We start from the raw sequence: 26355 nt of genomic DNA, 5'->3' as shown, positions 1-26355 counted from the left end.
CCGACTTCAGCGCTCGATGATGCGGGCTTTCTTCCGCAACTCCTCGACGTATTTCTTTGAGAGCTCGTCGGCGTTCTTGTCGCTCGAGCCCTCGCTCTGGAACACCATCTGCGCGACTTTGTCGTCCGACACTTCGCGCGACGAGCAGATGCCGACGAATTCGACGCCGCGGTCGGTCTCGCGCGTCGCGGTGGCGCCGCCGACCTTGGTGGCCTTGATCTGCTCGGCCCAGTCCGGCGGCAGTTGCGGCGCCAGCACCCGGCCGAGGTCGCGAACGGTGACGTCGATCAGGCCCTTGGCAAATTCGCGCGTGGTGTTGCAGCCGTTGAAGCGGGCGCGCATGGCGTCGGCTTCGCGCTTGCGCTTGGCCAGCGTCGCGCTGCGCTCGGCTGCCGGCACGACGAAGATGACCTGCTGCAGCATGTATTCGGTGGCGCTCGGCTTGCTGCCGCCTTTTTCGAGCATGCGCTTGACGACGTCCTGCTCGCTTATGGCGCCGCCCCCGTCGGCGGAGCGGTAGCGCGCGGACAGCGCCTGGTTCCAGGCCATCTGCGCTCGGATGAATTCCTTGAAGTGCTCCTTGGTGACGCCTGATTGCGCCATCACACCGTCAAGCTGCTTGAGCTGCATCTTGTTGTTCGTGGCGAAACGCTGATAGGCGGCATCGACCTGCGCATCGCTGATGCGGATGCCTAGGCGCCGGGCCTCGGCCGAGCGCAGCGTCTGATCTATCATTTCCTGGCCGGCATCGCCCTTTCTGCGCTGCAGGCGCAGGAAAGCGGCCCGATGCTGGATGTCGCCTGTGGTGATCGGTACGTTGTTGACGACGTATTTGATCTCGGTGGCGAAAGCCGGCGGCGTCACTGCGGCGGTCGAGAACGCCACCAGCAGCGCGAACCCTGCCGAAAAGAGGTATTTCCTCATCGAAAGCATCCCAGTTCCATCCCGATTCGACCCAACCCATCCCAGTTCAGGTCGCCGAAATCCGTGCCTGCTCTATGCGGCGAAACAATGTCGTCCGCCAGCCACCCCGTTGCCGACTGCCGTTATTGGATGGTGTCGATGGAGCGTTGCGACGAGCCGAAATCGCCGAGCGTGCGGAACGACAGGTTGAAGCCGACGTTCTGCGACACTTCCCTGGTGTTAAGGTCACGTCTTTCCGAAAACGTCATCAAATAGGTAAAGCACGAATCACTATAGGCAAAGCCGACGCCGTCCTTGACCAGCACGCTCTGCTCAAGATCATATGTGCCGGTGCCAAAGACGCGCCAGTTCTCGGCAAGATGCGTCGAGGCGCCGAGCGTGACCTCATGGCGATCCGTGGAGAAGCCATAGAGCGGCTGCGCCTGGATGAAGGCGTATTTGGCGCTCAGCGATACCGGCAGGCCTGAAAAGGCGGCCTTTACCTCAGCGCGGCGGATCTCGAAGCTTTGCTCGTCGAAACGGCCGCTGACCGAGCCGGAAAATCCGCTGGGGCTGTTGAAGCCGACAAGGCCGACATAGTCGGAGGTTGCCGTTTCAAGACCCGAATAGGCACCGACGTTGACCAGATCCGGCGTGCCGAACGAGTTCTGGCCGCCGAGCTGGTAGGATTGGCCGAACGCTGCATTGGTGCCCCAGCCATTGTCATATGCACCGGAATAGCGGAGCCCGACATTGGCGCGTGTGCCGCCTTCCATGCGGTCATAGCCCGAGAATTTGTCGCGCTCAAACAGCGTCGTGGCGTCGAAGACGAAGCTCTGGGCGTCCTCGTTGGGAACCGCCAGCCCGCCGACATATTGCTCGTTCGGACGCACGAATACTTGCGCCATCGGCTCGAAGACATGGCTGGAACTGGTCATCGAGAACAGCACCGGCCAGCGCATCTCAAGGCCGGCGGTCGCCATGAAGCGGGCAAGCGATGAACGCATATCGTCCTCAACGCCGAGATTGGTCGCCATCTGGTTGATGGCGTCGAGCGAGGCGGAGGAGGCATTGACATAGCCGGCGTCGCCGCGCAGCGCCAAGAGCGGCGTCAGCAGCAGCCCGCCATCGGTGGTGATGGTGCGCTTCCATTCGGCTTCCGCGGTAAGACGGCCAGATTGACCGTCGATGCCACGAACGTTGTTGACGGACGAAGGGACGCCCGAATCTGCAAGAGCCGTATCGAGCCTGTCGCGGTCTATGACCCGCGCGTTGACGTCGAACGAGAGCTGCCCGCCGGCCACCGGCATGTCGGGGATATAGGCGTAGTCGAGCGAGGGCAGCACCCATGGCTGCTTGGCGGCGCGTGCGGTCGGATCGCTGGCGAGAGTGTCTTCCTGAACGTCGAAGTGCATGGCGCGCACATCGAAGTAATTGCGATCGTTGAGTCCCGTCAGATACACCTCGGAGCGGTGCACGCTGTCGTTGAAGCCATCGATGTCGTAAGTGCGCGCGAAATTCTTGTCGCTCTGCAGCAGGATGTCCCAACCGAAGTCCCAGCGCGGGTTGATAGCGAACTGGCCCTGGGTGCCCATCATGCCGCGGAACCTGTTCGGGTCGCCTTCGGTACCCGAATTGACGTTGTGGCCATTGTCGTCGATGAAGGCGTCGGGATTCTCCTGCCGGATGCCTGCAATCTTCAGGCTGTACTGACCATTGTTGAAGCGCTGCCTCCACTCGGCCTCACCGAGGAAACCTTGCTTGGTATAGCCGCTGCCGGTGACAGTGAGATCGTAGGTCGGCGAGAGCGCGAAATAATAGGGGACTTTAACACCCACGCCGAGGTCGCTCTTGTAGGCGACGCCGGGAATCAGGAAGCCGCTCTTGCGCTTGACCGTTGGGTCGGCGATCTCGAAAGCCGGCAGATAGGCCAGCGGAAAGCCGAAGAACTCGAAGTTCGAGTTTTCGAAGCGAACCGTCTTCTTTTCGCCGTTCCAGATGATCTTCCTGGCCTTGATACGCCAGGTCGGCGCTTTGTCGGGCTTGTCCTCGCACGGCTCGCACGCGGTGTAGACGCCATTGTGGAATGTCGTCAGCACGCCGCCCATGCGTTCCGCGCTTTCGGCGGCGAAGTAGGCCTTGTCTATGGTCTCGACCCGCAGCGCGTTGACGAACCCATCGGCGAAATCGTCAGTGATGTCGGCGTGCTGCGAATAGATTTTGGTGCCGTCGCTATTGACGAGTTCGACATTGCCGCTGGCGACGAGGCGTTTGGTGTTGCGGTTGTATTCGACCCGCTGGGCGACGAGACGGTTGCCGCCATAGTCGATCTGGACGCCGCCGACGGCCGTCACCGTCTGCTTGTCGTTGTCGTAGACCAGCGTATCGGCCGCCAGCAGCATCTGCGTGCCGCTCGGAACCTTCGTTGCCAGCTCACTGACGTCTTGGGCAAAAGCCGAAGCAATCGGGGCGACGCTGGCAAGCAGGCATGCCAAGGCGCTCGCCGCAGAGAGGCGTGCCAAACCGGCGTGCCTATGGCTGCGCAAAACCGCCTCCCTCACTAGCCGTCTTCCTTGTATAGCAGGAATGTCACCCCGAAGAACATAGCCACGACAACCGGGACCCAAGCCGCTACGGCAGTGGGTACGAATCCCGCTACGCCGAATGCCTTGACCAGCACCGAAACGACATAAAGCAGAAAGCCGGCCACGATGCCACCCAGAATCATCGTCGCCGACTGCCCCATCCTCGCAAATCGCATTGATACCGTTGCCGCAATCAGCGTCATCGCGACGAGCAGGAAGGGCAGCGCTACGAGGGAATCGAACTGCATGGCGAAGGCATTTGCCTTGAGGCCGAAGGAGCGGGCCACCTCGACTTTGCCGGGCAAATCGTAGAAGGGGATAGTCTCAGGGCGCGCCAACCGCTCTTGCACGAATTCCGGCTTGAGATTGGTCGGCAGCCGATCGCTGGGTAACGACTGGATGGTGCCGTCCCGGAACACCTTGACGTCCTGCAATTCCCAGTAGCCGTCCCGCAAAAAGGCGCGCGCCGCATCCTTGCGCTCGATGATATCACCTTGCGGACTGAAGCTGAAGAAGACCGCGTCGGCCATCTCCAAGCCTTGATTGAGAATGGCGCGCGCTCCGATGATGGTATCGCCGGAACTGGTTTTCTGCCTGATCCAGGGTGCGGCATCGGCCGAGACTGTATTCGACTTGCCCGAACGGAGCTGGGTCTCGATCTGCTCGGACCAGGAATAGGCGTGGGCGGCTATCGGATTGATGACGCCAACCGACAAGGCACCAAACAGCAGCGCCCCGATGCAGCATGGCAGCAGGAACTGCCATGCCGAAACCCCGGCGGAACGGGCGATGACCAATTCATATTTGCGGTTCAGCGACACCAGGGTCGCCATCGCCGAGAACAGGCCGACGAACGGCACCGTCTGCAGCATGATCATCGGCATCCTGAGCCCGGAAATGGCGAACGCAGTCCCGTAAGTGAAGCCCGGCACGCCGGTCGTGCGGCCGGAAAGCTCGGTGAAATCGATCAGGAACACCAGCGCCAGAAGGCCGATGAAGAACCAAATTGTGATCGTCACATAGCGAAAGAAGAAGTACCGACCCAGAGTCCAGCCCATCAGCCGGCTCCCTGTCCGGATGCGCCGCGCCTGGCAAAACGGAGCTTGATGGCGCTCCAGCCCTCACCGAAGCGGCCGGCAAGACTGGTCACCCAGTCGGCCCAGACAACAGGCAGTTCCATGGTCCGGTTGGAAACAATGAACCAGATGGCGATCGCCGATGCCACGATCGGGACGCCGTAGACCATATAGGCATATTGCGGCACCTTGTCGGCCTTGCCGGCGGCAAAGAACCCTAGCCAGCGCACGAACAGCGCGATCGCGATTGCCGTGATCAGCGGGTGCACACGCGCCTCGCGATGCGAGCGTGCATCTCCGGCGACGGCGAGCGCGATCAGAGCGAAGACGAGCGAATAGGACCACTCTGAAAAACGCTGGTCGAGCTCGGCCAGGTACCTGTTCGGCTTTTGCTGGTACATCTTGTCGTTCGGACTGGGATTGAGCAGATACTGGGTCGTCCGGTCCTTCGGCAAAAGCAGGATGTCGGATGATGCCGACATGAAAGCGGACAAATCGAAGGCATAGGAGGTGAACCGGATCACCGAGAGGTCGCCGGTCATGGTTTTGCGATGGATCACCCCGTCATTCATCATCAGCACCTTCTCCTCGCCGCGTTCGATGATGCTGCCGGACTTGGCATAATAGACGAGATTGACGCCTTCTTCGCGCGAATCGGCGACGAAGATGCCGCCGAGGCGATTGTCGGGAAGCCGTTCGCCAACCTGCAGGAACAGGCCGTCATCGATCTTGCGGAAGGTGCCTTCCTGGATGATCAACGACAACAGATCCGCACGCGAAGATGCTATCAGCTCGCGGTTCTTCTGGCGCGCGTAGGGGTCGACGCCATTGTCGACCGCGAACGAAAAAACGCTGGCTGCGAGTGCCAGAAGCATGATCGGCCTGACGATTGTCCAGCGTGAAGCGCCGGCGGCATTGATGACGGCGAGCTCCGAATCCGAATTCATCACGCTGAGGATCTGGGCGACCGCGACCACCAGGGCGAACGGTACGACGATCGGAACAATCGTCGGGATGATCAGCGCTGCGACTTCGAAGAAGGTGAGGGCCGACTGACCGCTATCGGTGACGAGGTCGATGCGGGCGAGGACCTGAGTCGTCCAGACGATCGCCAGCGTCCAGACGAGCGCCAGCGCGAATACCGCGAAGGCACGGCGCATGATGTAACGTTCAACGACCTTCATGAAGGCTTTTCTCGGCGATTTCGAACGGCATCATGCCTTGGAACAAGGTAGTCGTCCGGCGCCGGCTGCACAACTGGCTCAGTTTGGCGGTTCGATCCGGGTTCTGTCCCGTATCGTACATTCCGCTGGGCCGGAGTGTCGGCGGCAATGGATAAGAAAAGGCGAACATTGTTGGTTAACAACAGGTTGCGGCTGGAAGCGGGGCCGTGCCGCGACGAATCGTGGCTGGTTAGATATCGCATATGGGAGCGATTTCGGCCAAAGTCTTGTCAAATGCGGCAAAACGACCAAATGTCGCGCCGGTCGCGACCGCCGCGGCGTGCTAAGACGGGTCAGGATCTGTTGAGCCCCAGCATGGAAGCGGAAAAATTGCGCAGTCAAACCGGTCGAGAAACCGTCTTTGACGGCGCGATCGTGGTCGGCGCCGGCGCGGCCGGCCTTGCCGCCGCCCACGCCTTGATGAAGGCCGGCGTACCGACGCTCGTCCTGGAAAGGGAGAGCCGGCTTGCCGAACCCTGGCATCGGCGCCATCAGCGGCTGCACCTCAATACCCATCGCGATCTCTCGACGCTCCCCGGTGTCGGCTATCCCGCAGGCACCCCGGCTTTTCCGCATAAATCGGCCGTCATTCGCCATCTGAACGATTTCAGCCAGACGCATGGTCTGCCGGTCGCATTCGGCGTTGCCGTTGAAGAGGTCACGTTCGACGGCGATCACTGGACCGTGCGGACGAACGCCGGACGTCGTCTGGCGCGCCATGTCGTCGTCGCCACCGGGCGCGACCGGCAGCCGTTTATTCCCGCGTGGAAAGGCAAGAAGGATTTTGCAGGCCGGATTATCCATTCGGCCGATTTTGGCGATGCGAAGGACTACGCCGGCAAAAGGGTGCTGGTGGTCGGTGCCGGCAATTCGGGTTTCGACGCACTCAATCATCTGGCGAATGCAGACGCCCAAAGCATCTGGCTGTCGGCCCGCAACGGCCCCTCTCTGCTGCCGAAACGCATCGGCAAGGTCGCCGTCCACAGGCTTTCACCGTTAATGGCGAGCTTGCCGGTGCGGCTGGCCGATGCGGTGATGGCGACAACCCAGCGCCTGGTTTTCGGCGACCTGACGAAATTTGGGCTTCCGCCGGCGCCCACAGGCGGTGCGAGCCGTCTGAGCGCCGACTACACCGCGATCGCAGCCGACGACGGCGCGGTTCGCGCCATCAAGGCAGGCACGATCGTGGTGGTGCCACCATTGCGGGAATTTAGCCAAGACGGCATCGTATTGAATGACGGCAGGTTGATCACGCCCGATATCGTCATTGCAGCGACCGGCTATCGCACCGGTCTGGAGCAGATGGTCGGCAAGCTCGGCGTTCTCGACGGCAAGGGCGTTCCGCTTTTCAACGGCGGCGATGCCGATCCGAAATTGCCCGGCCTGTGGTTTACCGGCATGCGGCCGAGCATTCGCGGTTGTTTCGCCAATGCCCGCATTCAGGCCAGGGCGATAGCGGCGCGGATTGTCAAGCAGCGATAGTGAGCAGGGCTATGCCGATTGTACCGCCCGCAATTGACACGCCTTGTTGGAGCGTGCTCGAACCGAAAGGTCAGTGATCATGACGCCAGTCAGCATTCGCTACATGGTCGATGATGTCGCCACCTCGATCGATTTCTACTGTGGACAACTGGGCTTTACCGTCGAACAGGACGCGCGACCGGCTTTTGCCTCCGTCACGCGCGGCGCGTTACGGCTCCTTCTAAGCGGACCCGGCAGTTCGGGTGCACGGGCTATGCCGGATGGCAGGCAGCCGGTGCCGGGAGGCTGGAACCGCATCCTGTTGGTGGTGCCGGACCTGAAAGAAGAGGTCGCGCGCCTCAAGAGTGCTGGACTTGTCTTTCGCAACGATATCATAACGGGCGTCGGCGGTTCCCAGACCCTGCTCGAAGACCCATCGGGCAATGTCATCGAGCTGTTTCAACCCGCCGCTCACTGACGCAACAACACGGCACCTTTCGGTCCGACCAATCGAACGCCTCTCGCGATAATCCAACGCACTTCCCGAAAGCAGGACATCATGAATTCGAGACCCTCGATCGCCTTCGCCAAAATCGCCGCGCCCAAAAAGGGCAGCGTTTTCGTTCTGGCGGCCGACGAGGGCGACCTCAGCGATGCCGCCAGGGCTTGTGATCCGGCAAAGACCCTCGAGCGGGCTTTTCCGGTCGCCGACTTCACCGGCAAATTCGCCAGCCTGGTCGAAGTGCTGGCACCGGAAGGGACATCGCTCGAGCGGCTGGTAGCGGTCGGTGCCGGCAAGGGCTCCAATCTCGATGATTATGGTTGGCTGAAGCTCGGTGGCACGATTGCCGCGTCCTTTCGCAAGGCAACCGAAGTGGCCATCGTGCTCGATCTTCCCGGTGCCGCCATCAGCGGCAGGCAAGCCGTTCAGCTCGCAGCAGGCATCCTGCTGCGCAGCTATTCCTTCGACAAGTATAAGACCAAAAAGAACAATGGTGACGACAAGCGCGAGCCAAAAAAGCCGGTCAAGGTAACTATTCACACCGCCGATCCGGCAGCTGCAAAGAAGGCCTTCGCCGATGAAGCGGCGGTGATCGACGGTGTCTTGCTGGCGCGCGATTTGGTCAATGAACCGGCCAATGTTCTGGGGCCGGTGGAATTCGCCACCCGCATCGCCGAACTGGAGGCGCTCGGCGTCACGGTCGAGATCCTGGCCGAGAAGGAGATGAAGAAGCTCGGCATGGGTTCGCTGCTGGGCGTAGCGCAGGGCTCGCCGCGTGGCGCCCGCATCGCGGTCATGCGGTGGGACGGCGGCAAGGCCAAGGAAAGCCCAGTCGCCTTCGTCGGCAAGGGCGTCACCTTCGACACCGGCGGCAATTCGATCAAGCCGGCCTCGGGCATGGAGGACATGAAGGGGGATATGGGCGGCGCTGCTGCCGTCACCGGGCTGATGCACGCGCTAGCCGCGCGCAAGGCGAAGGTCAATGTCGTCGGCATTGTCGGGCTGGTCGAAAACGCCGTCGACGGCCACGCTCAGCGACCGGGCGACATCGTCACCTCGATGTCGGGCCAGACCATCGAAGTGCTCAATACCGACGCCGAGGGCCGCCTGGTGCTGGCCGATGCGCTGTGGTATTGCAACGACCGCTTCCAGCCGAAATTCATGATCAATCTGGCGACGCTGACCGGCGCCATCATGGTCGCGCTCGGCCAGCATTATGCCGGCCTGTTTTCCAACAATGACGAGTTGGCGGACCGGCTGACGGCGGCCGGACAGGCGACGCAGGAGCGGGTGTGGCGCATGCCGCTCGGTGCCGAATACGACAAGCTGATCGATTCCAAGAATGCCGACATGAAGAACATCGGCGGCCGCCACGGCGGCGCCATCATCGCCGCGCAGTTCCTGCAGCGTTTCGTCAAGGACACGCCTTGGGCGCATCTCGACATTGCTGGCACCGCTATGGGCGCGCCCTCCAACGAGATCAACCAGTCATGGGCTTCCGGCTTCGGCGTCAGGCTGCTCGACCGGCTGCTGCGCGATCATTACGAGCAATGAGCGGCTGGGGCGGGATTCCGAAAATGTAGACTGAACGCATGGCCGAGATTCTATTTTATCACCTGACCGAATCGACGCTGGAGGCTGCGCTGCCCGGCCTCCTGGAGCGCAGTATCGATCGCGGCTGGCGCGCCGTGGTACAGACCGGCACCGAGGAACGGCGCGACGCGCTGGACCAGCATCTGTGGACTTTCCGGGACGATTCATTCCTGGCCCACGCAACGGACCGCGAAGCCCGTCCCGCCGAGCAGCCGGTGCTTCTGACCGTCGGCCCTGACAATCCGAACCAGGCGCAGATACGCTTCCTGGTCGATGGGGCGGTGCCGCCGGAGCTTGGCGGCTACCAGCGCGCCGTGTTCCTGTTCGACGGTCACGATGCAGCCCAGCTAGAGGCGGCACGCACGCACTGGAAGACAATGAAGGAGGCGGGCCACACCGTGACCTACTGGCAGCAAACGCCCGACCGGCGCTGGGAACGCAAGGCTTAGAGAATTTGCCGCCTAGTGGAATCACTGGCACCGCAAGAATGCGACGCCAAAAAGATGGACTGCCGGCTATTCAAAAGACCTGAGCAAGCCCGATGCCGCCCGATGAACGAACACCAGGCATGCCGATAGATGCCGCACTTGTTCGCCGGCTGATTGCCGCGCAGTTCCCCAAATGGGCGGACCTGCCGGTAGAGCCGGTCGAGCCTGGCGGCTGGGACAACCGCACGTTCCGACTGGGCGATCACATGTCGGTGCGGCTGCCGAGCGCCGCGGCCTATGTCGCCCAGGTCGAGAAGGAGCATCGCTGGCTGCCCCGCCTGGCGCCTCACCTGCCTTTGCTGATACCCGTGCCGCTGGCCAAAGGCGCGCCCGGGGAGGGCTATCCATGGCCTTGGTCCGTCTATCGCTGGCTTGGCGGCAGACCGGCGGCTGGTGGACTGATTGCCGATCTTACTGAGCTCGCCCGTTCGCTGGCCGGCTTTTTGGTGGCGCTCTACCGGATCGACGCTGCCGATGGGCCACCGGCAGGGCAGCATAATTTCCACCGCGGCGGCCGGCTTTCGGTCTACGACGCCGAGACCCGAGCCGCGCTCTCGGCGCTCGGTGGCCGCATCGACAGGGCCGCCGCCGAGGCCGTGTGGGCGACGGCCCTTGCCTCGCGATGGCAGGGGCCGCCGGTCTGGGTCCATGGCGACGTCGCCTCGGGCAATCTGCTCGTCGAAGATGGCAAGCTCTGCGCGGTCGTCGATTTCGGCAGTTCGGCTATCGGCGATCCTGCCTGTGACCTGGTGATCGCGTGGACGGAATTTTACGGCGAGAGCCGTCAGGCGTTCCGCGATGCCATTGCGCTTGACGAGCAGAGCTGGGCGCGCGCACGGGGCTGGGCGTTGTGGAAGGCGCTGATCGTCGCTTCGGGACATGACGGCAACCAGCGCGAGGCGGAAAAATCGTGGCGGGTCATCAATGAGGTGCTGGCGGATCACACAAACAGTCAGAGCGGGAGGGCCAATTCAGTTTGAACGGATCCCGTCCTAATAACGAAGCATTACTGCCCGCCCATCTCCTTCCTGAACGTATCGAAATCGACCTGCATGCCGTTGAAGATGGTGCTCCAATGGCGGGTCAGCGCTGAAACGGCCACCGCCTCCTGGATCTCCTCGTCGGTGGCGCCGGCGCGCTTGGCGTCCTGCGTGTCCGACCAGATGCAGTAGTTGCACGGGATTTGCGCCGCCACCGCCAGCGAGATCAGCGATTTGACCTTCGGCGGCAGCGCCGTCTCGTCGCTGAGCTGGATGGCCTTGACCTCGGCCCATGCACCGGGCAGACCGGCTTTCGGGAACTGCTTTACGAACCCGGGCACCCCGCCCATGGTCGACTGGATGTCCTTGACGGTTGCGTCATACTCATCGGCATAAGAAGGGGCTGCAGCCAGGGTCAGCACACAGGCGGCGGCGAGCAGGCAGGCACGGCGGATGGAAGAGTGCTTTGATGAAAGAGTACGACAGACAGACATGACATTCTCCTCTGGCATTTGTTAGCCTTACGATGTAAGGTAATGTCGAAAATGAACCTTACAGCGTAAGTTGTCAAGCGGCACCATGGACACATCGATCAAAAAAAAGCGACCGCGCGGCCGGCTGTCTCGCGAGATGATTGAGGATGCCGCTTTGAAGGTGATCGAGAGCGAGGGCCTCGCCGGTTTTTCGATGCGCAAGCTGGCGACTGCACTCGGCTGCGAGGCGATGAGCATCTATCACCACTTTCCTTCGGTGGCGCATCTCTTCGAAGCCTTGGTGGACCGGCTGATCGGCTCTCTCGAAATGCCCGACACGGACCTACCTTGGCGACAAAGGTTGCGCATCGCCGTGCAGGATTTCCGCCGCGTCGCGCGTGAGCACCCGGCTTTCGCCAGCTTCTTCGTCACCTACCGGATGAACTCGCCGACCTGCCTTGCGTGGCTGAACGGCATCCTCGGCCTGTTCGAGGCCGGCGGCTTCGGACCGGAACTTGGTGCGCGGCTGTTCCGTACCACCGGCTATTATCTGATGGGTGCCATCCTCGACGAGACTGCCGGCTATGCGAAGGGGCCTTCGGCCGTGACCACAGTCAGCGATGAGCAACTGGCGCAGGATTTTCCAAAAGTAGCTGCGGCCGGGCGTTATTTCGGCACCGCCGAATTTGACCGGACGTTTGATCTCGGCCTTGACATGCTCCTGGACGAAATGGAGCGCGCCCGCGACGGCACCAGCGCGCCGAATACCGGGTCTTGACCTCATGCGCTCTCTGTTCGCCCTGATACTGCTCATCGGCACCGGCATCGGCGTCGTCTATCCCTGGGCGATGACCAATTTCTCCGGCCGTGAGATCGGCACCTGGAGGGTTTACGACCAGGGCCGGTTCAAGCCAGTGACGGTGGCCCTGAGCGCACGCGACGGGCCGCTACGCGTGCTGGTCGACCTAACGGCAAGAGCCGAGCGTATCGTCTCGCAGCAGCGCACCGTGTTGACCCTCACTGTCGCCACCGGCGGCAGGACGGTGCTTGCCTCGACGCTGCAGTTCAACCATTCCGACAATCCTCGGCAGGTCAGTCCGCAACTGCCGGACAGGATCTTTCGCGACGAGGCCGGCCTGATCCCGACGGTTACCGCCGGCCCCTACATTTTCACCGTTGGTCCAGGCGACGCCGAGGGCATTCCGATGCGGGCCGTCGATCTCGTCCTGCGCTCGGCTGCCGGCGAGGTCGACCGCCGGGCGCGACCGGTCGGTTTTTCCCTGATGGCGGCCGGCCTGGCCGGGCTGGTGCTGGCATTCCGTTTCGGCGGCCGCCGGCCGGAAAATCCGAACTCGCAGCCGCCGCCGCCTCGCTGGGGCAGGGGTTCCAATTGAACTATCGCCACGCCTACCATGCCGGAAACTTCGCCGACGTCGTTAAGCATGTCGTGCTCAGCCGGCTGATCGAATATCTGAAGCAGAAGGACAAGGCGTTTCGGGTCATCGACACCCATGCCGGGATCGGCCGTTACGATCTGTCCTCGACCGAAGCGCAAAAGACCGGCGAATGGCAAGGCGGCATCGGCCGGCTGGTCGATGCGGCCCTCGATGCGCCGGCGGCAGCACTGCTGGCGCCGTATCTTGAAGCCGTCCGCTCGCTCAATCCGGACGGCGGCGTGAAAAAATACCCGGGTTCGCCGCTGATCGCTCGGCACCTGATGCGCAAGCAGGACCGGCTGTCGGCGGTCGAGCTGCATCCCAAGGATGCCGCCAGGCTGAAGTCGCTGTTCGACGGCGACTTCCAGACCCGGGTGATCGAGCTCGACGGCTGGCTGGCGCTCGGCGCGCATCTGCCGCCAAAGGAGAAGCGCGGCCTCGTCCTCATCGATCCGCCTTTCGAGGAAGAGGGCGAGTTCGGTCGCTTGGTCGACGGGCTGCAAAGAGCCCATCGGCGCTGGCCAGGAGGGATTTACGGGCTCTGGTATCCGCTCAAGGACCGCAAGGCGGTCGCCGCCTTCCGCAAGGCGCTGAAGCAGACGGGCGTTCCCAGGCTGCTCGATATCGGTTTTGAGATCAGGCCGGCCTCCGTCGAGCCGAGCCTCGATGGCTGCGGCATGGTGGTGGTCAATCCGCCCTTCACCCTGGAGGGCGAGTTGCGGACGCTGCTGCTGGCGCTGCACCGGCTGCTTGCTGTCGAGCAGCCATCGCATTGGACGCTGGACTGGCTGGCGGGAGAGTAGTTTGAGATGCGGTCGTTGCCGTTCCCTCAGTGCAACCGCGTCACCACAACCATCGTCGCTACAACCGCTTGACCGCGCGCCAGCGAATCCGCACAGTGCGCGCAGTCGACCTTGAGAGGCTGCCATGACTCGCTTCGCCCAATCCGCCCTTGCCGCACTGCTTGCCTTTTGCACGCCGCTGGCTGCGCCTCTCGGCGTTACTCAGGCGGTGCAGGCCGCCGACCTTGCAATCTATACTGACGAGGACAGCGGCGTGTGCGGCGAGGCCTGGGTGCTGAACAAAATCACCGACCGCTTCTCCTATCAGGTGCATCACGTGCCGCATCTGCCGGATGTGCAGATCGTCGACTTCCAGCGCATCCACCAGCATCGCTATCTGCCGGCCGACGACGTCTGGCCGATCGGTCGCCGTTATTGCGGCGCGACCGTCAGCCTCTCCGACGGTCGCGCCCGCACCATCTGGTATTTGATCGAGGAAGGCCAGGGCTTTGCCTCGATCGGCGACAATGTCGAATTCTGCGTGTCGGGCTTCGACCGCTGGATGGTCTACAACGGCCGCTGCCGCGTCCTGCGCTGATCGCGCACTCGCTGATTCCGACTTTTTAGCACCGGCCACCTGATCGACCGTCACCGTTTCCATGCGGCGCAGCATTCGCGGGAAGCGCGATCTGCTGTCACGAGTTTGCGGGGAAACAGCACCACATGGATTTGCTTGTTTATACTGTTGCTCTCGGCGCGGTCGTTGCTGGCTTCGTCCAGGGGCTTTCCGGGTTCGCTTTCAGCCTGGTTGCCATGTCGATTTGGGTTTGGACCGTGGAACCCCAACTGGCTGCTGCCATGGCGATCTTTGGGGCGCTCACCGGTCAGATTATCGCTGCCGTCACCGTCCGCCGGGGTTTCGACCTCAGGCTTCTGCTGCCCTTCCTGATCGGCGGGACCATAGGGATTCCGGTCGGTGTCGCCATCCTGCCCTTGCTGGATGTGCAGTTGTTCAAGCTGGTCTTCGGCGCGCTGCTGGTCGTTTGGTGTCCCTTGATGCTCTTTGCGCGTCGCCTCCCTCCCATCACGGTCGGGGGTCCTGTTGCAGACGGCGCAATAGGTCTGGTCGGCGGCATCATGGGTGGACTTGGCGGCTTCACCGGCCCGGTTCCAACGCTGTGGTGCGTGCTGCGCCAATGGGAAAAGGACAGGCAGCGTATTGTTATCCAGAATTTCAACCTTGTGACCCTCTCCATGACGATGGCCGCCTATCTTGCGGCCGGAAAGATCAAGCTCGAAATGCTGCCGATGTTTGCCGTCGTCGCGCCGGCGATGTTGATACCGACACTCCTTGGCGCGAGACTCTACATCGGCGTTAGCGAGGCGACTTTTCGAAAGATCGTCCTCACACTCTTGGCCGCATCAGGTGCGGCATTGTTGGCATCGTCCTTGCCGCACCTCACAAGCCGGGTTTGAACGACACACAGAAATCCCGACTTCCGCCGGGCCATGCGCTATCGACCGATACGGCCCGCTCCCGATAGATAGGCGCAGATCAGTTCGACGAGTTGCTTTTGCAGCTCCGGCGCGGCGAGCATGTTCCGGCGTGCCGCGTTGTGGATCACACCTTCGATCGCTGACGACAGCACCCGCGCCACGGTCTCCATGTCGGCGCCTTTCCTTGGCTTGCGATAACTGGCGACAGCAGTCGCATAGTGATTGAGGTATTGTGCCTGGAACGAAGCATGGGCGGCCCTGGAGCCACGATCGCCAGGCGCCTCGTCGAGCAGCACCTGGTGTAGTGTCGGGTGAATGCTGTGTGCCGCGATCATGCCGCGCACCAGCTCCTGCGCGAATGTCCTGAGCGGCTTTTGGTCTTCCGCCGAATCGCGAATGACCGACAGCACATGATCGAAGTGACGGCGCCGGACGGCTGCGAGCAGGGAGAGCTTGTCGGGAAAATACTGGTAGAGCGTGCCGATGCTTACACCTGCTGTCTCGGCCACTTTGTTGGTGGTGAAGCCGGCCCAGCCCAGCCCGCTCAGAACATGAGCCGCTGCCTCGATGATCGCCTCGACGGTTGCCCTGGAACGCGCCTGGCGCGGCTGCTTGCGCATGCGCGTATGCGGTTTTGCAATGCGAGTAGACACGCCCTCTCATTCTCCTGAAAATATAAACAACATACTCGCATTTCCGGAAAAGGACACCGACCATGAGTGCGCTCGCTCTGCTTCGCAGCCTGTTTTGCCTATCAGGCCTGGGCCATGACGAACTGCTGGAAAAGCTCGCGAGTCTCGACCCGCATGTTCACGGCAAGGAACGGCAGGCCGTGATACGGCTCGTCGATCACAGCCATGTGGTGTCGCGGATATTCTCGGCGCACCTGGTTGACGCAAGCCATGGCTATTCCGCCGCCACCACTGAGGACACGCCGGCGTTCGACGAACTTCGCGCCGCGGTCGCAGCGACCGATCGCTGGTATCCCGATTATCTCGAAACCGTTTCGTCGCGGCAGCTGTCCGAGCCCCTCGCCTTCGTGTTCACCGACGGGGATAAGGTATTGATGTCGCGACAGGAAATGCTGACCCACGTCGTACTGCACGGCGGCTATCATCGCGGTGAAGCGGGGCGCATCCTGGCACAGATTTCCGTCATGCCGCCATGGGATACCTTCGCCGTCCATCTCCACAGGGCCGAGCCTTCGCGCCGGCTGCAGATGAGCCGTGAGCTGCCCGGCGCCTGAACGGCCAAGCGCTTTCGATCACGCGGTCGGCTCGACCCGATCTATCGAACGATATCCTGTCCTTCAGAAATGTGAGCTGTCTGCTTACTTTCATCGCGTCGTGCAAGATAGTGCAGCGGCGTGCTCGTCGCGTTGCTTCCTACTTACCTGTAGTTTATCTTTTCGAACAAGACGAGGCGGGTGACCGCCTTCGTTCTGGACAATGTTCGCGCTGAGCGTCGGACGTTGAAGCGCAAAGCTGGTCGAAAAGGTCCTGAGCTTGACGAGAAGACCGGTCGAGATAGAGCGGCCAGAATTTCTGTCGCAGAACTTCACTGCGGGGGACAAAGATTCGCAGCCGGTTTTTGCGCGGGTAAAATGGTCGTGCGCTCGCCGTAACCGAAACTTAAGCTGCAAAAATCATTCTAATGCTTCGCTGGCTAGCAAGCCGCGAGTCAGATATGCAATGCGCGCCGGGTCAATAACGGCCGTCGGCACAACGGAAGGGGCATGATATGGCTAAGCAGTCATCCAAGGCGCCGGCATCCAAGGCACCGGCAAAGAAAGCACCAGCAAAAGCAGCCGCGGCAAAGGCCGCAACTGCTGTGAAGAAAGCGGCACCCGCTGCCAAAGCGAAGGCCGCCGCGCCTAAGGCAAAAGCAGCGCCGGCCAAAAAGCCGGCCGCCAAGGCCGCGGCAAAACCGGCCGTGAAGAAAGCAGCGCCTGCCAAGGCAAAGGCAGCACCGGCCAAGGCTGCACCGGCAAAGAAGCCTGCACCGGCCAAGAAGCCGGCTGCAAAGGCCGCGGCGAAGCCAGCTGCGAAGAAGGCAGCACCGGCCAAGGCCGCCGCTGCGAAATCTTCTGCGGCAGTGAAGAAAGCAGCGCCCGCGGCCAAGCCGAAGGCAGCGCCCGCAAAGGCGAAGGCCAAGAAGTAATCGCCGCCCTGCTACCGTCGGGGACAGTACTCAAGATAGTCAGGGCGGGATGCCGGACAGGCGCCTCGCTTCTTGGTTGACGGTCGGGCAGAACGAGAAAGAGGCGGGAGGAAGACGTCTTTTCGCAGCTCCCAGGACTTCGCCATGCGGCGAAGTCCGGTGGGATTTTCGTGGCTGCCAAAGGCCAACCTTCGGTGCAAGGCCGAGTTGGTAGCCAATCGGATTTGGATTGTCCGACCCGCTCGCGTATGCCGCCGCACTGCGGCTTATCGCATCGCGATTGATATCGAGACAATGGTTGTATGCTGGCGGCGCGGTTTTCCGCCTCTGGCCGTTGATGAGCCCTGCATGATCGGTCAACAGTGCCCACGCACGAGCCCTTGTCGGAATCGATTTTCGGTGAGGGTCATGCGCGAAGTCACAATGCTACCGCGTCCTTTTGCGTGTCCAACGGGGCATATGGAGCTGTAGCCGGCAAACAGGAATCGACAATGCCCAGACTGCTCTACGCGTCTACTTCCCCCTACAGTTCCAAGGTGCGCATGGCAGCACTTTATGCTGGCATCGCGGTCGATCTCGTGCCGATAAAGACCGAGGAAAGGCCGGCCGAACTGATCGGCGCCAATCCGCTCGGCAAGATCCCGGTGCTGGTGCTCGATGACGGCCGCTCGGTCCACGACAGCCGCGCCATCACCCAGCATCTCAACCGGATGTCGAAGAACGCATTGTTTCCGCGCAATCCCGACAGGCGCCTTGAGGCGGAGGTGCTGGAGGCATTGGCCGATGGTATCTGCGACTGCGCGCTGTCGATGGTCTACGAGCGGCGCACGCGGCCGGAAGAGATGGTCTACCAGCCTTGGCTCGAGCGCCAGTGGGCGAAGATTTCGGCCGCGCTCGATCTGCTCAACGCCAACCCGCCGAAGCTGCCGAAGAAAATCACCTTAGGCCAAATCGCATTGCGCGCCTGCCTTGGCTATCTCTCGCTGCGCTTCGCCGGAAAATGGGAAAAGGGCCGCGGCCGGCTGACGCGCTGGGCGGCACGCTTCGACGAGAAGTTCCCGGAACTGAAGCCCGCCATCCCGGCTTGAAGGCGGGCGGCCTCAACCGGCGCCACAAAAAAAGCCGGGCGCGAGGCCCGGCTTTTTCGTGTCGTGGCTTGGACGACTTAGAACTTCATACCGACGCCGAAAGTGACGCGATTGTCGGTCGACTTGACTTTGCCGATACCGTCGAAGTCCTTCCTGCCGAAGTCCGTGTAACGATACTCGACACGGCCGAACACATTGTCGGTGATCTTGATGTCGGTACCGACGCCGGCTGTCCAGCCGAACTGCGTGTTGGTGTCGCTTACGCCGGCAGCTTCAATCTTCTGGTTCTTCAGCGCGCCACCGGCGGTGCCGTAGAGCAGGATGTCCGGGCTGACGGCATAGCCGAGGCGGGCACGCAGCGAGCCCTCGAAGCCACCCTTGGCCTCGATGCCGGCATCGTCGCCCTTGACGCCGTTGTAGCCGATATCGGCTTCGGCACCGTAGACGAAGTTCTCCTGCTGCCAATTATAGCCGCCGAAGACGCCGCCGACGAAACCCTTGGTGTCGACGTCGACGCCAATGTCTTTGGCTTTGGCGTGGCCAGCGAAGCCGTAGCCGACGCTCACACCGGCATAGGGACCGGCCCAGGATGCGACCGGAAGTTCTGCAATCGGGGCAGGTGCCGGCGGCTCTTCCTGAACCACGTCCGCGGCATAGGCGGTTCCGCCGAGGGCGAACAGCCCAAACGCCACCGCGAGCGGTCGCGCAAATTTAAGATTGGCTTGCATTGTTCTTTACTCCTTAAGCCACAGGACACAGGCTTGTTGTTTATGAGCGCCCTCAACCCGTCCGGGGGGTGAAACGGATCCGGCGTTCAACGGTTCCAAATGTCGTGTCGAAATGCGGCTGAAGCGAACCTGAACTTGGGTCATTCCCTGGCACGAATGAGGCAGAACCTTGACGTTGCATCTTCGCAACAGCCAATGTCAGCAGGTTCGCCGTGCTGCACTGCACACGGCTTGGTGTAAGGGCTCCAGCGCCCTATATTGCGGGCGGGCTGGTCCGAATTCCGGTCGAGCCAGAACGCCCACTGGCCACTTTGCCACAATCCTGCCCCAGGTGGAAATGGGATTTAACGCTTGGCGGGCCATAATTTGCCGGCGCGATCCCGGCAGGTCGGAATCGGCATCGGATTAAGGATTGACAGATGAGCAAGGTCGCCGCGACGGCACTGGTGACGGGCGGGGCGAAGCGGATCGGCAGGGCGATCGTCGAGGACCTTGCCGCGCATGGTTTTGCCGTCGCCATTCACTGCAATCGCTCGCTGGCCGAGGCGGAGGCACTGGCGGCCGAAATCAACAGTGGTCATTTTGGTCGACATGGCCGGGCCGCAGTGGTTGCTGCCGACCTGACCGACATGAGCGCGGTCGGCGACCTAGTCGGCCGCGCGGCGGCGGCGCTCGGGCCGGTGTCGCTGCTGGTCAACAACGCCTCGCTGTTCGAGCACGACAGTGTTGAGGATTTCGACTGGCCGGCCTGGGATCGCCATTTCGCCGTGCATGTCAAGGCGCCGGCGCTGTTGGCGCAGACTTTCGCCCGGGCCTTGCCGCAGAACGGTGAGGGGCTGATCGTCAACATGATCGACCAGCGCGTCTGGCGCCCGACGCCGCGTTATTTTTCCTATGCGCTGTCGAAGTCGACATTGTGGGCGGCGACCGAGATGATGGCGCAGGCGCTGGGTCCCCGCATTCGCGTCAATGCCATTGGTCCTGGCCCGACCTTGAAGAACACGCGCCAGCACGACAGCGATTTCGATGCCCAGATTGCCGGCCTGATCCTGAAACGCGGCCCGGAATTGCCGGAATTCGGTGCCACCATTCGTTATCTGTGGGCGGCACGCTCGGTTACCGGCCAGATGATCGCGCTTGACGGCGGCCAGCACCTTGCATGGCAGACGCCCGATGTGACAGGCATGGCGGAATGAGCCCCATGGACCAGAAACAAAAAACGCGCGGTGGCGCCGACGACCTGCCGCCCGAAATCGACCTCGAGGACGAGGCGGCCGAAGAGGTCGTCGAGCCTGCGGCCGGCGGTCCGGACGTCACCTTCACCGCCATCGACTGGACCCCGCATGCCGGCGACGCCGACGGCATGGTCGGCGCCGAGGTGATCCAGACGCTGGTCAAGCGGCTGCCCAATGCGCCCGGCGTCTACCGCATGATGAATGCCAACGGCGACGTGCTCTATGTCGGCAAGGCACGCAGCCTGAAGAAGCGGGTCACCAGCTACGCGCAAGGCCGGTTCCACACCAGCCGCATCGGCCGCATGGTGCGCGAGACGTCGACGATGGAGTTCGTCGTCACCCGCACCGAGATCGAAGCGCTGCTGCTTGAAGCCAACCTCATCAAGCGCTTGCGGCCACGCTTCAACGTGCTGATGCGCGACGACAAGTCGTTCCCCTATATCCTGTTGACCGGCGATCATGTCTCGCCCGGTATCTACAAGCATCGCGGCGCGCGCTCACGCAAGGGAGACTATTTCGGCCCCTTCGCCTCGGCCGGCGCCGTCGGCCGTACCATCAACTCGCTGCAGCGCGCCTTCCTGCTCAGGAGCTGCACCGACTCCTTCTATGAGAACCGCACCCGGCCTTGCCTTTTGTTCCAGATCAAGCGCTGCGCCGGCCCATGCACCGGCGAAATCTCGCATGGCGATTATGCAAGGCTTGTCGCCGAGGCGAAGGATTTCCTTTCCGGCCGCAGCCAGAAGGTGAAGACGGAGATCTCCGCCGCTATGCAGCAGGCTTCGGAGAACCTCAATTTCGAACGCGCCGCCATCTATCGCGACCGGCTGGCGGCGCTGTCGCATGTGCAGAGCCATCAAGGTATCAATCCGCAGACCGTCGACGAGGCCGATGTCTTCGCCATCCATCAGGAGGGCGGCCAGGTCTGCATCCAGGTGTTCTTCTTCCGCACCGGCCAGAACTGGGGCAACCGCGCCTATTTTCCCAAGGCCGATCCGGCGCTCGAAGCCGGCGAGGTGCTGGGATCGTTCCTGGCGCAGTTCTACGACGACAAGCCGACGCCGCGCACCATCCTGTTGTCGCATGGCGTCGAGGACCAGGAATTGCTGGCGGAGGCGCTCTCCACCCGGGCCGGCCGCAAGGTGTCGATCTCGGTGCCGCAGCGCGGCGAGAAAAAGGATCTGACCGACAATGCGCTGCAGAATGCGCGCGAAGCGCTCGGCCGGCGGCTGGCCGAAACCTCGACTCAGGCGCGGCTGCTCACTGGCTTTGCCGAGACCTTCGGCCTGGAAAAGCCGCCGGTGCGCATCGAGGTCTATGACAACTCGCATATCATGGGAACCAACGCCGTCGGCGCCATGGTCGTCGCCGGGCCGGAAGGGTTTGTGAAGAACCAGTATCGAAAGTTTAACATCCGCTCGACCGAGATCACGCCGGGCGACGATTTCGGCATGATGCGCGAGGTGATGCAGCGGCGCTTCTCGCGGCTGTTGAAGGAACATGGCGATGCCCCGCAAACCGAGGGCGCGGGCGAGGCAAGCCCTACCGAACCGGGCGACGATATCGAGGACGCGGGCGGCTTCCCCGCCTGGCCCGACGTCATCCTCATCGACGGCGGCCAGGGCCAGATGACGGCGGTGCGCAAGATCCTCGCCGATCTCGGCATCGAGGATCGCGTTGTCGCCATCGGTATCGCCAAGGGTCAGGACCGCGATGCCGGCCGCGAACGCTTCTTCGTCAAGGGCAGGGCCCCATTCTCGCTGCCCGTTCGCGATCCGGTGCTCTATTTCGTCCAGCGACTGCGCGACGAGGTCCATCGGTTCGCCATCGGTTCGCACCGCGCCCGCCGCAAGAAGGAGATGGTCAAGAGCCCGCTCGACGAGATCAGCGGCATCGGCCCGGGCCGCAAGCGCGCGCTGCTGATGCATTTCGGTACGGCCAAGGCGGTCAGCCGTGCCGCCGTCGAAGACTTGGTCAAGGTCGACGGCATTTCCGAACAGGTGGCGAAATTGGTCTACAATCATTTTCACGAGAGCTAAGACTTATTGCCGATATTTCGGCTGGCTAATCGATTCTGGCCTGTTGACCCCCCACATTCGCTTCTGATTTGACTAAGCAGGCAGAAAGAGTTCCCAAAACATGTCCCAGCGCGCGTTCAACCTGCCCAACATGCTCACTTACGCCCGCATCCTGGCGGTGCCGCTGGTGGTGCTATGCTTCTTCCTGGAGGGGCATCTGAAATCGAGCGACTTCGCGCGCTGGTCGGCGCTCATCATTTTCCTGCTCGCCTCGATCACCGATTACTTCGACGGCTATCTGGCGCGCGCCTGGCAGCAGACCTCTAACATCGGCAAGATGCTCGACCCGATCGCCGACAAGCTGCTGGTCGCCACTTGCCTGCTGCTGCTTGCCGCCGACACCGACCGCCATGCCGGCATCGCCGGCTGGTCGCTGTGGGCGGCGATCATCATCCTGTGCCGCGAGATCCTGGTCTCGGGCCTGCGCGAATATCTGGCGGCTTTGAAGGTCTCGGTGCCGGTGACGCAGCTCGCCAAATGGAAGACCACCATCCAGATGATCGCCATCGCCTTCCTGCTTGCGGGCCCGGCCGGCGACAAGCTCTTTCCGCTGACCACCCAGACCGGGCTGGTGCTGCTGTGGATCGCCGCCCTGGTGACGCTCTACACTGGCTACGACTATTTCCGCGCCGGCCTCAAGCACATCATGGACGAGTAGCATGTCGACGAAGCTCATTTATTTCGCCTGGGTGCGCGAGCGGATCGGCAGACCGGAAGAAGACGTCGAGTTGCCGGCCGGCATCGAAACGGTCGCCGACCTGTTGCGCTGGCTGAAATCGCGCGGCGAGGAATACGAGCACGCGCTGCAATATCCTGACGTGATCCGCGTCGCCATCAATCAGGAACATGTCGAGCACCGCGAAAAGATCGCCGGCGCGCGCGAGATCGCGCTGTTCCCGCCGATGACCGGTGGCTGAACCATGTCCGCGGTGGTGCCTGTCGTGCGCATCCAGGCGGAGGATTTCGACGTCGCCGCCGAGATCGCCAGGCTGACCAGGGGTCGCAACGACATCGGCGCTGTGGTGACCTTCTCCGGCCTTTGCCGCGACGAGCAAGGCAGGCTCTCCGCGCTCGAGCTCGAACATTATCCCGGAATGGCCGAAGCCGAGATATCCCGCATCGCCGGCGAGGCAATCGAGCGCTGGCCGCTGCAGGGGCTCACCGTCATCCATCGCCACGGCAAGATCGCGCCGGGCGAAAACATCGTGCTGGTGGTGTCCGCTTCCGCCCACCGGCAGGCGGCGTTCGACGCCGCGAATTTCCTGATGGATTATTTGAAATCACGGGCGCCGTTCTGGAAAAAGGAACACCATAGCGACGGTTCCGAAGGCGGCTGGGTCGACGCCAAGGAGGCCGACGACAAGGCGGCGAGCCGCTGGAAGCGAGACTGACCAGGCTTCCGCGAGCCCTCAACCTTTGTCAGTGCCGATCAGATGATCGAGCGAAATCCGGCCGGGTCCCCAGGCCATGATGCCAAGCGCCATCGCCGCCCAGGTAATGTGCAGCGGCCAGCCGTCCGGCACGGTGAACTCGATGACCAGCGTCATCAGCAGCAACCCGAATGCCGCCAGTCGCGTCGCCAGGCCGATAACAAGGAGAACTGGCAACACGAGCTCCGCTGACCCTGAAGCGAACGCCACCAGCGCAGGTGCCGGAAAATCATAAGGACCGCCCGGCAGATGCAATTTGAGTTCCGAGCTGAAAAGCAGCACTGCGACATCGTTCAACTGTAGAAAACCGTCCCATTTGTTGACGCCGGACCGCCAGAACGGGACAGCGAGGGCGCAGCGCAGGACAAGCTGCGTCAGCGATGGCGTCGCGATCGTGCGCAGGGCGGCATTTAGCCTTTCGACGAGAGCGGCGAACCCTCGCGGTTCGGTGCTCGCGTTCTGCCTATCGCTCATCGTGGTCACCTTTCCTGATGTGCAGTCGTGAAGGCTCCCGCTTCCAGCACGCCGGCAATGTTGGCGGAAAGCTCGAATTCGGCACTCTCCGCAAACGCCGCCGCGGCCGCGGCGCCGAGCGACTCGCCCGCGACCAGATGCGAGATAAATATTGCGCCGCCGGGTGGTAGGTGGCGGACGAAGACCTCTAGGCCGGGCCGCGTGACCAGCGCATCTTCAGCGCCCGTTGCCCGGATCGGCCCAACAGGACCGTCGTTCCGGTTTGCCGCGAAGACTGTGACTGCCGGGAACCGGGAGCGCGCGATCCGCGTCGCCGGATGCGGCCGCAGCACGGTGTCGGCAAGCCTCTCGCGAGGGATCGACGCCAGTGCCTCAGCCGACAGCGCCTTCGCGTCGGCGGCATGATAGGCATCGAGCCAGGCCCGCTCGATGCGCGCCACGTCGGCCAGCCACGGCATCGACTGCGCGTGTTCGTAGCGCTCGATGAAATCGGGAAAGTCGCGGCCATATTCGAATAGAAGCGGCGAGGTGGGTGGCGTTTCGCGGATGTGAAAGCGCGCCATCGCGCGAAAGAAATCCGGGCCGGTGATGCGCAGCGTCGCTGGAAAGCTGGCGGCCAGCGCATCGATCAGGCTGACCGTGACGTTGTTGCGGTAGACGGCATATCGCTTGATCGCAGCCTTCCCGTTCGGCCCCGAAACAGAGTCAGGCGGGGCACGGTCAGGATCGAGCAAACCGGCGGTGAATGCCGCGGCATAGTCAAACCGGCGGCCGAGATCGCCCGACTGGAGCTCATCCTGCGGCATGGGCTTTTCCGAAATAGTCGTCGGCATGACGGTCGAGGATGGCCTGGGCGGCGGCGGCTTCCGCCTTGAGCACCGGCCACTCGGGAATGTCGCTGTCCCATTCGATTAGCGTCGGCAGTGGCCCGCATCGGCCGATGACGATATCGAAGAGCTTCCAGACCGCGTCGGCAACCGGGCCGTCATGGCTGTCGATGAGCAGCAGGTCGCCCTCGTCGTCCTCCTGCCTGGCGTGCCCGGCCAGATGGATTTCGCCGACATGTTCGAGCGGGAAGTCCGCGAGATAAGAACGTGCCGAATAGCCGTGATTGGTGGCCGAAACGAAGACGTTGTTGACATCGAGCAGCAGGCCGCAGCCGCTACGCCGAACCAGCTCGCGGATGAAATCCGTCTCACTCATCGTCGATTCCGGAAAAAGCACATAGGTCGAAGGATTCTCGAGCAGGATCAGGCGGCCGATCGCGCCCTGGAGCTCATCGATGTGATCCGCCACGCGCGAAACCGTTGCCGGCGTGTAGGGCAGGGGAAGCAGGTCGTTATAATAGGTGGTGTCGTGGGTCGACCAGGCGAGATGCTCTGAAACGAGCGCCGGCTCGTAGCGGTCGACCAGCGCCTTGAAACGACCGAGATGCACCTTGTCGAGCGGCTGCGGGCCGCCGATCGACATGCAGACGCCATGCAGCGAGACGGGATAATTGCGGCGGATGCGGGCGAGCGCGTCGTGCGGCGCGCCGCCGGCGCCCATGTAGTTTTCCGCATGAACCTCGAAGAAGCCGCTTACGGGGCCGTCGCCGAGGATTGCGGATAGATGCTCATGCTTGAAACTGGTGCCGGCAAGGCCGGCGACCGGGTGCGCCGGAAAGCGCGAGGTCTTCGACGTGCGGGATGCTGGACGAGTCGGTTCGTTCATCGTCATCGCCGCTTTCCGGCATGGTGCATCGCTTACGACGGGACGTCGCGAGTCAGCTCGGTGGGTGAGCCCTTGCGGCCGCCGGGCAGGTCCATCGTCGTGCAGGTGCCGCCGTCGACGAACTTCCAGGCGTTGCCTTGGTAGTCGACGGTCGAGGTGCCTTGGCAGGTGGTCCCCGGGCCTGCCTTGCAGTCATTCTGTCCCTTCAAGGCGACGCCAAAGCACTTCTCCTTGCCAGCATCCATCGCTGCCTTGACCTGTGCCTCGGTCAGCGGCGCGGCCGTCGCAAAAGAAGCAAGAGCCGTGGCAACGGCGCTGGCCAGTAAGGCCGCGCTCACGGTTGATCTCGTTGACATGATTTCACCTCCGGTTGGGTTTCAGGCGCACTCTCCTCAGCGTGCATTGGTCAGTTCGGTCCGGACGCCCGCCGTGTTACCTCTGTTGGGAACACGA

The 26355-nt window shown here is 62.5% G+C and carries 29 protein-coding genes; 18 read left to right on the top strand and 11 right to left on the bottom strand.

The annotated features are described in order from the left end of the window. Positions 1-6: 6 nt before the first annotated feature. The 4 genes from NKH17_RS22295 to lptF all read right to left on the bottom strand — a co-directional run bounded on the left by NKH17_RS22295 (position 7) and on the right by lptF (position 5748). Entirely contained in the window at positions 7-933 is a 927-nt protein-coding gene (locus tag NKH17_RS22295; protein WP_352705349.1) for a peptidylprolyl isomerase, read from the bottom strand. Positions 934-1046: 113 nt separating this feature from the next. Further along, entirely contained in the window at positions 1047-3464 is a 2418-nt protein-coding gene (locus tag NKH17_RS22290; RefSeq protein ID WP_352896860.1) for an LPS-assembly protein LptD, read from the bottom strand. After that, entirely contained in the window at positions 3464-4549 is a 1086-nt protein-coding gene (gene lptG / locus NKH17_RS22285) for an LPS export ABC transporter permease LptG (protein WP_352479326.1), read from the bottom strand. Before lptG ends, NKH17_RS22290 begins: the two co-directional genes overlap by 1 nt. Further along, a complete protein-coding gene (gene lptF / locus NKH17_RS22280; RefSeq protein WP_352896858.1) occupies positions 4546-5748 on the bottom strand; it encodes an LPS export ABC transporter permease LptF in 1203 nt (400 codons plus the stop codon). The genes lptG and lptF overlap by 4 nt, the downstream gene beginning before the upstream one ends. A gap of 354 nt (positions 5749-6102) precedes the next feature. On the opposite strand from lptF, the gene NKH17_RS22275 reads away from it, so the two are divergent. The 5 genes from NKH17_RS22275 to NKH17_RS22255 all read left to right on the top strand — a co-directional run bounded on the left by NKH17_RS22275 (position 6103) and on the right by NKH17_RS22255 (position 10811). Then, positions 6103-7269 (top strand): flavin-containing monooxygenase, encoded by a 1167-nt coding sequence (locus NKH17_RS22275; protein ID WP_352896856.1) that lies wholly within the window; start codon positions 6103-6105, stop codon positions 7267-7269. Between the two features lie 73 nt (positions 7270-7342). Next, positions 7343-7726, top strand: a complete 384-nt coding sequence (locus tag NKH17_RS22270; RefSeq protein ID WP_352507925.1) for a VOC family protein — start codon at positions 7343-7345, stop codon at positions 7724-7726. 81 nt (positions 7727-7807) lie between these two features. Beyond that, a complete protein-coding gene (locus NKH17_RS22265; protein WP_352972269.1) occupies positions 7808-9304 on the top strand; it encodes a leucyl aminopeptidase in 1497 nt (498 codons plus the stop codon). 38 nt (positions 9305-9342) lie between these two features. Next, complete coding sequence (locus NKH17_RS22260) at positions 9343-9792, top strand: DNA polymerase III subunit chi (RefSeq protein ID WP_352896854.1); 450 nt, start codon at positions 9343-9345, stop codon at positions 9790-9792. 119 nt (positions 9793-9911) lie between these two features. Beyond that, complete coding sequence (locus NKH17_RS22255; RefSeq protein WP_352896852.1) at positions 9912-10811, top strand: aminoglycoside phosphotransferase family protein; 900 nt, start codon at positions 9912-9914, stop codon at positions 10809-10811. Between the two features lie 26 nt (positions 10812-10837). Here the strand turns inward: NKH17_RS22255 and NKH17_RS22250 are convergent, their stop codons facing one another. Beyond that, on the bottom strand, positions 10838-11305 hold the full coding sequence (locus NKH17_RS22250) for a carboxymuconolactone decarboxylase family protein (RefSeq protein WP_352896850.1): 468 nt from the start codon (positions 11303-11305) through the stop codon (positions 10838-10840). An 85-nt stretch (positions 11306-11390) separates the two neighbouring features. Here NKH17_RS22250 and NKH17_RS22245 point away from each other — a divergent pair, with 85 nt between their 5' ends. The 5 genes from NKH17_RS22245 (at position 11391) to NKH17_RS22225 (ending at position 14978) form a co-directional block, all read left to right on the top strand. Continuing rightward, a complete protein-coding gene (locus NKH17_RS22245; protein ID WP_352896848.1) occupies positions 11391-12062 on the top strand; it encodes a TetR/AcrR family transcriptional regulator in 672 nt (223 codons plus the stop codon). Between the two features lie 4 nt (positions 12063-12066). Further along, entirely contained in the window at positions 12067-12678 is a 612-nt protein-coding gene (locus NKH17_RS22240) for a hypothetical protein (protein ID WP_352739657.1), read from the top strand. Continuing rightward, a complete protein-coding gene (locus NKH17_RS22235) occupies positions 12675-13523 on the top strand; it encodes a 23S rRNA (adenine(2030)-N(6))-methyltransferase RlmJ (protein WP_352739655.1) in 849 nt (282 codons plus the stop codon). The genes NKH17_RS22240 and NKH17_RS22235 overlap by 4 nt, the downstream gene beginning before the upstream one ends. Before the next feature lie 124 nt (positions 13524-13647). Continuing rightward, the gene (locus tag NKH17_RS22230; RefSeq protein ID WP_352896846.1) at positions 13648-14100 is read left to right on the top strand and encodes a hypothetical protein; all 453 of its coding nucleotides are present in this window, start codon (positions 13648-13650) and stop codon (positions 14098-14100) included. Positions 14101-14225: 125 nt separating this feature from the next. Continuing rightward, positions 14226-14978, top strand: coding sequence for a sulfite exporter TauE/SafE family protein (locus NKH17_RS22225; protein ID WP_352896845.1), 753 nt, complete (start codon positions 14226-14228; stop codon positions 14976-14978). Between the two features lie 38 nt (positions 14979-15016). On the opposite strand, the gene NKH17_RS22220 is transcribed toward NKH17_RS22225, so the two are convergent. Next, a complete protein-coding gene (locus NKH17_RS22220; protein WP_352896843.1) occupies positions 15017-15652 on the bottom strand; it encodes a TetR/AcrR family transcriptional regulator in 636 nt (211 codons plus the stop codon). Positions 15653-15714: 62 nt separating this feature from the next. On the opposite strand from NKH17_RS22220, the gene NKH17_RS22215 reads away from it, so the two are divergent. The 3 genes from NKH17_RS22215 (at position 15715) to NKH17_RS22205 (ending at position 18247) form a co-directional block, all read left to right on the top strand. Further along, on the top strand, positions 15715-16245 hold the full coding sequence (locus NKH17_RS22215; RefSeq protein WP_352896841.1) for a DinB family protein: 531 nt from the start codon (positions 15715-15717) through the stop codon (positions 16243-16245). Between the two features lie 494 nt (positions 16246-16739). Then, entirely contained in the window at positions 16740-17159 is a 420-nt protein-coding gene (locus NKH17_RS22210) for a hypothetical protein (protein ID WP_352896839.1), read from the top strand. A gap of 491 nt (positions 17160-17650) precedes the next feature. Continuing rightward, positions 17651-18247, top strand: a complete 597-nt coding sequence (locus NKH17_RS22205) for a glutathione S-transferase family protein (RefSeq protein ID WP_352896837.1) — start codon at positions 17651-17653, stop codon at positions 18245-18247. Positions 18248-18324: 77 nt separating this feature from the next. On the opposite strand, the gene NKH17_RS22200 is transcribed toward NKH17_RS22205, so the two are convergent. Further along, entirely contained in the window at positions 18325-18975 is a 651-nt protein-coding gene (locus tag NKH17_RS22200) for an outer membrane protein (RefSeq protein WP_254820293.1), read from the bottom strand. Between the two features lie 419 nt (positions 18976-19394). Here NKH17_RS22200 and NKH17_RS22195 point away from each other — a divergent pair, with 419 nt between their 5' ends. From NKH17_RS22195 to NKH17_RS22175, 5 genes are all read left to right on the top strand, one after another. Next, positions 19395-20171, top strand: a complete 777-nt coding sequence (locus NKH17_RS22195) for an SDR family oxidoreductase (protein ID WP_352896835.1) — start codon at positions 19395-19397, stop codon at positions 20169-20171. Next, positions 20168-22246 carry an excinuclease ABC subunit UvrC gene (uvrC, locus tag NKH17_RS22190; protein ID WP_352896833.1) on the top strand — a complete coding sequence of 693 codons (2079 nt, stop codon included), beginning with the start codon at positions 20168-20170 and terminating at the stop codon, positions 22244-22246. Before NKH17_RS22195 ends, uvrC begins: the two co-directional genes overlap by 4 nt. A gap of 100 nt (positions 22247-22346) precedes the next feature. Next, positions 22347-22943, top strand: a complete 597-nt coding sequence (gene pgsA / locus NKH17_RS22185) for a CDP-diacylglycerol--glycerol-3-phosphate 3-phosphatidyltransferase (protein WP_254820290.1) — start codon at positions 22347-22349, stop codon at positions 22941-22943. A 1-nt stretch (position 22944) separates the two neighbouring features. Continuing rightward, positions 22945-23202, top strand: a complete 258-nt coding sequence (gene moaD, locus NKH17_RS22180) for a molybdopterin converting factor subunit 1 (protein WP_352507910.1) — start codon at positions 22945-22947, stop codon at positions 23200-23202. Positions 23203-23205: 3 nt separating this feature from the next. Then, the gene (locus tag NKH17_RS22175) at positions 23206-23676 is read left to right on the top strand and encodes a molybdenum cofactor biosynthesis protein MoaE (RefSeq protein ID WP_254820288.1); all 471 of its coding nucleotides are present in this window, start codon (positions 23206-23208) and stop codon (positions 23674-23676) included. An 18-nt stretch (positions 23677-23694) separates the two neighbouring features. Here the strand turns inward: NKH17_RS22175 and NKH17_RS22170 are convergent, their stop codons facing one another. From NKH17_RS22170 to NKH17_RS22155, 4 genes are read right to left on the bottom strand one after another with little or no spacing between them, the layout of a single operon-like run. After that, positions 23695-24189, bottom strand: coding sequence for a DoxX family protein (locus NKH17_RS22170; protein ID WP_352479255.1), 495 nt, complete (start codon positions 24187-24189; stop codon positions 23695-23697). A 5-nt stretch (positions 24190-24194) separates the two neighbouring features. Continuing rightward, positions 24195-24995, bottom strand: coding sequence for an HvfC/BufC family peptide modification chaperone (locus tag NKH17_RS22165; protein ID WP_352479256.1), 801 nt, complete (start codon positions 24993-24995; stop codon positions 24195-24197). Then, complete coding sequence (bufB, locus tag NKH17_RS22160; protein WP_352479257.1) at positions 24982-25908, bottom strand: MNIO family bufferin maturase; 927 nt, start codon at positions 25906-25908, stop codon at positions 24982-24984. The genes NKH17_RS22165 and bufB overlap by 14 nt, the downstream gene beginning before the upstream one ends. A gap of 26 nt (positions 25909-25934) precedes the next feature. Further along, a complete protein-coding gene (locus tag NKH17_RS22155) occupies positions 25935-26258 on the bottom strand; it encodes a BufA1 family periplasmic bufferin-type metallophore (RefSeq protein WP_352479258.1) in 324 nt (107 codons plus the stop codon). Positions 26259-26355 lie beyond the last annotated feature (97 nt).

It is taken from the genome of Mesorhizobium sp. M1334, from assembly GCF_040317995.1.
Lineage (GTDB): Bacteria > Pseudomonadota > Alphaproteobacteria > Rhizobiales > Rhizobiaceae > Mesorhizobium.
The sequence above is the reverse complement of the archived record's forward strand: the minus strand, read 5'-3'. Positions and strand labels throughout refer to the sequence as shown.

Coding starts and splice junctions, on each gene's coding strand:
- NKH17_RS22275 (WP_352896856.1), top strand. CDS start 6,103: ATGGAAGCGGAAAAATTGCGCAGTCAAACCGGTCGAGAAACCGTCTTT.
- NKH17_RS22195 (WP_352896835.1), top strand. CDS start 19,395: ATGAGCAAGGTCGCCGCGACGGCACTGGTGACGGGCGGGGCGAAGCGG.
- NKH17_RS22200 (WP_254820293.1), bottom strand. CDS start 18,975: ATGCAAGCCAATCTTAAATTTGCGCGACCGCTCGCGGTGGCGTTTGGG.
- bufB (WP_352479257.1), bottom strand. CDS start 25,908: ATGACGATGAACGAACCGACTCGTCCAGCATCCCGCACGTCGAAGACC.
- NKH17_RS22265 (WP_352972269.1), top strand. CDS start 7,808: ATGAATTCGAGACCCTCGATCGCCTTCGCCAAAATCGCCGCGCCCAAA.
- NKH17_RS22165 (WP_352479256.1), bottom strand. CDS start 24,995: ATGCCGCAGGATGAGCTCCAGTCGGGCGATCTCGGCCGCCGGTTTGAC.
- NKH17_RS22170 (WP_352479255.1), bottom strand. CDS start 24,189: ATGAGCGATAGGCAGAACGCGAGCACCGAACCGCGAGGGTTCGCCGCT.
- NKH17_RS22245 (WP_352896848.1), top strand. CDS start 11,391: ATGGACACATCGATCAAAAAAAAGCGACCGCGCGGCCGGCTGTCTCGC.
- lptF (WP_352896858.1), bottom strand. CDS start 5,748: ATGAAGGTCGTTGAACGTTACATCATGCGCCGTGCCTTCGCGGTATTC.
- NKH17_RS22255 (WP_352896852.1), top strand. CDS start 9,912: ATGCCGATAGATGCCGCACTTGTTCGCCGGCTGATTGCCGCGCAGTTC.
- NKH17_RS22240 (WP_352739657.1), top strand. CDS start 12,067: ATGCGCTCTCTGTTCGCCCTGATACTGCTCATCGGCACCGGCATCGGC.
- NKH17_RS22210 (WP_352896839.1), top strand. CDS start 16,740: ATGGCTAAGCAGTCATCCAAGGCGCCGGCATCCAAGGCACCGGCAAAG.
- NKH17_RS22155 (WP_352479258.1), bottom strand. CDS start 26,258: ATGTCAACGAGATCAACCGTGAGCGCGGCCTTACTGGCCAGCGCCGTT.
- NKH17_RS22295 (WP_352705349.1), bottom strand. CDS start 933: ATGCTTTCGATGAGGAAATACCTCTTTTCGGCAGGGTTCGCGCTGCTG.
- NKH17_RS22205 (WP_352896837.1), top strand. CDS start 17,651: ATGCCCAGACTGCTCTACGCGTCTACTTCCCCCTACAGTTCCAAGGTG.
- NKH17_RS22260 (WP_352896854.1), top strand. CDS start 9,343: ATGGCCGAGATTCTATTTTATCACCTGACCGAATCGACGCTGGAGGCT.
- NKH17_RS22230 (WP_352896846.1), top strand. CDS start 13,648: ATGACTCGCTTCGCCCAATCCGCCCTTGCCGCACTGCTTGCCTTTTGC.
- uvrC (WP_352896833.1), top strand. CDS start 20,168: ATGAGCCCCATGGACCAGAAACAAAAAACGCGCGGTGGCGCCGACGAC.
- NKH17_RS22225 (WP_352896845.1), top strand. CDS start 14,226: ATGGATTTGCTTGTTTATACTGTTGCTCTCGGCGCGGTCGTTGCTGGC.
- NKH17_RS22250 (WP_352896850.1), bottom strand. CDS start 11,305: ATGTCTGTCTGTCGTACTCTTTCATCAAAGCACTCTTCCATCCGCCGT.
- moaD (WP_352507910.1), top strand. CDS start 22,945: ATGTCGACGAAGCTCATTTATTTCGCCTGGGTGCGCGAGCGGATCGGC.
- NKH17_RS22215 (WP_352896841.1), top strand. CDS start 15,715: ATGAGTGCGCTCGCTCTGCTTCGCAGCCTGTTTTGCCTATCAGGCCTG.
- pgsA (WP_254820290.1), top strand. CDS start 22,347: ATGTCCCAGCGCGCGTTCAACCTGCCCAACATGCTCACTTACGCCCGC.
- NKH17_RS22175 (WP_254820288.1), top strand. CDS start 23,206: ATGTCCGCGGTGGTGCCTGTCGTGCGCATCCAGGCGGAGGATTTCGAC.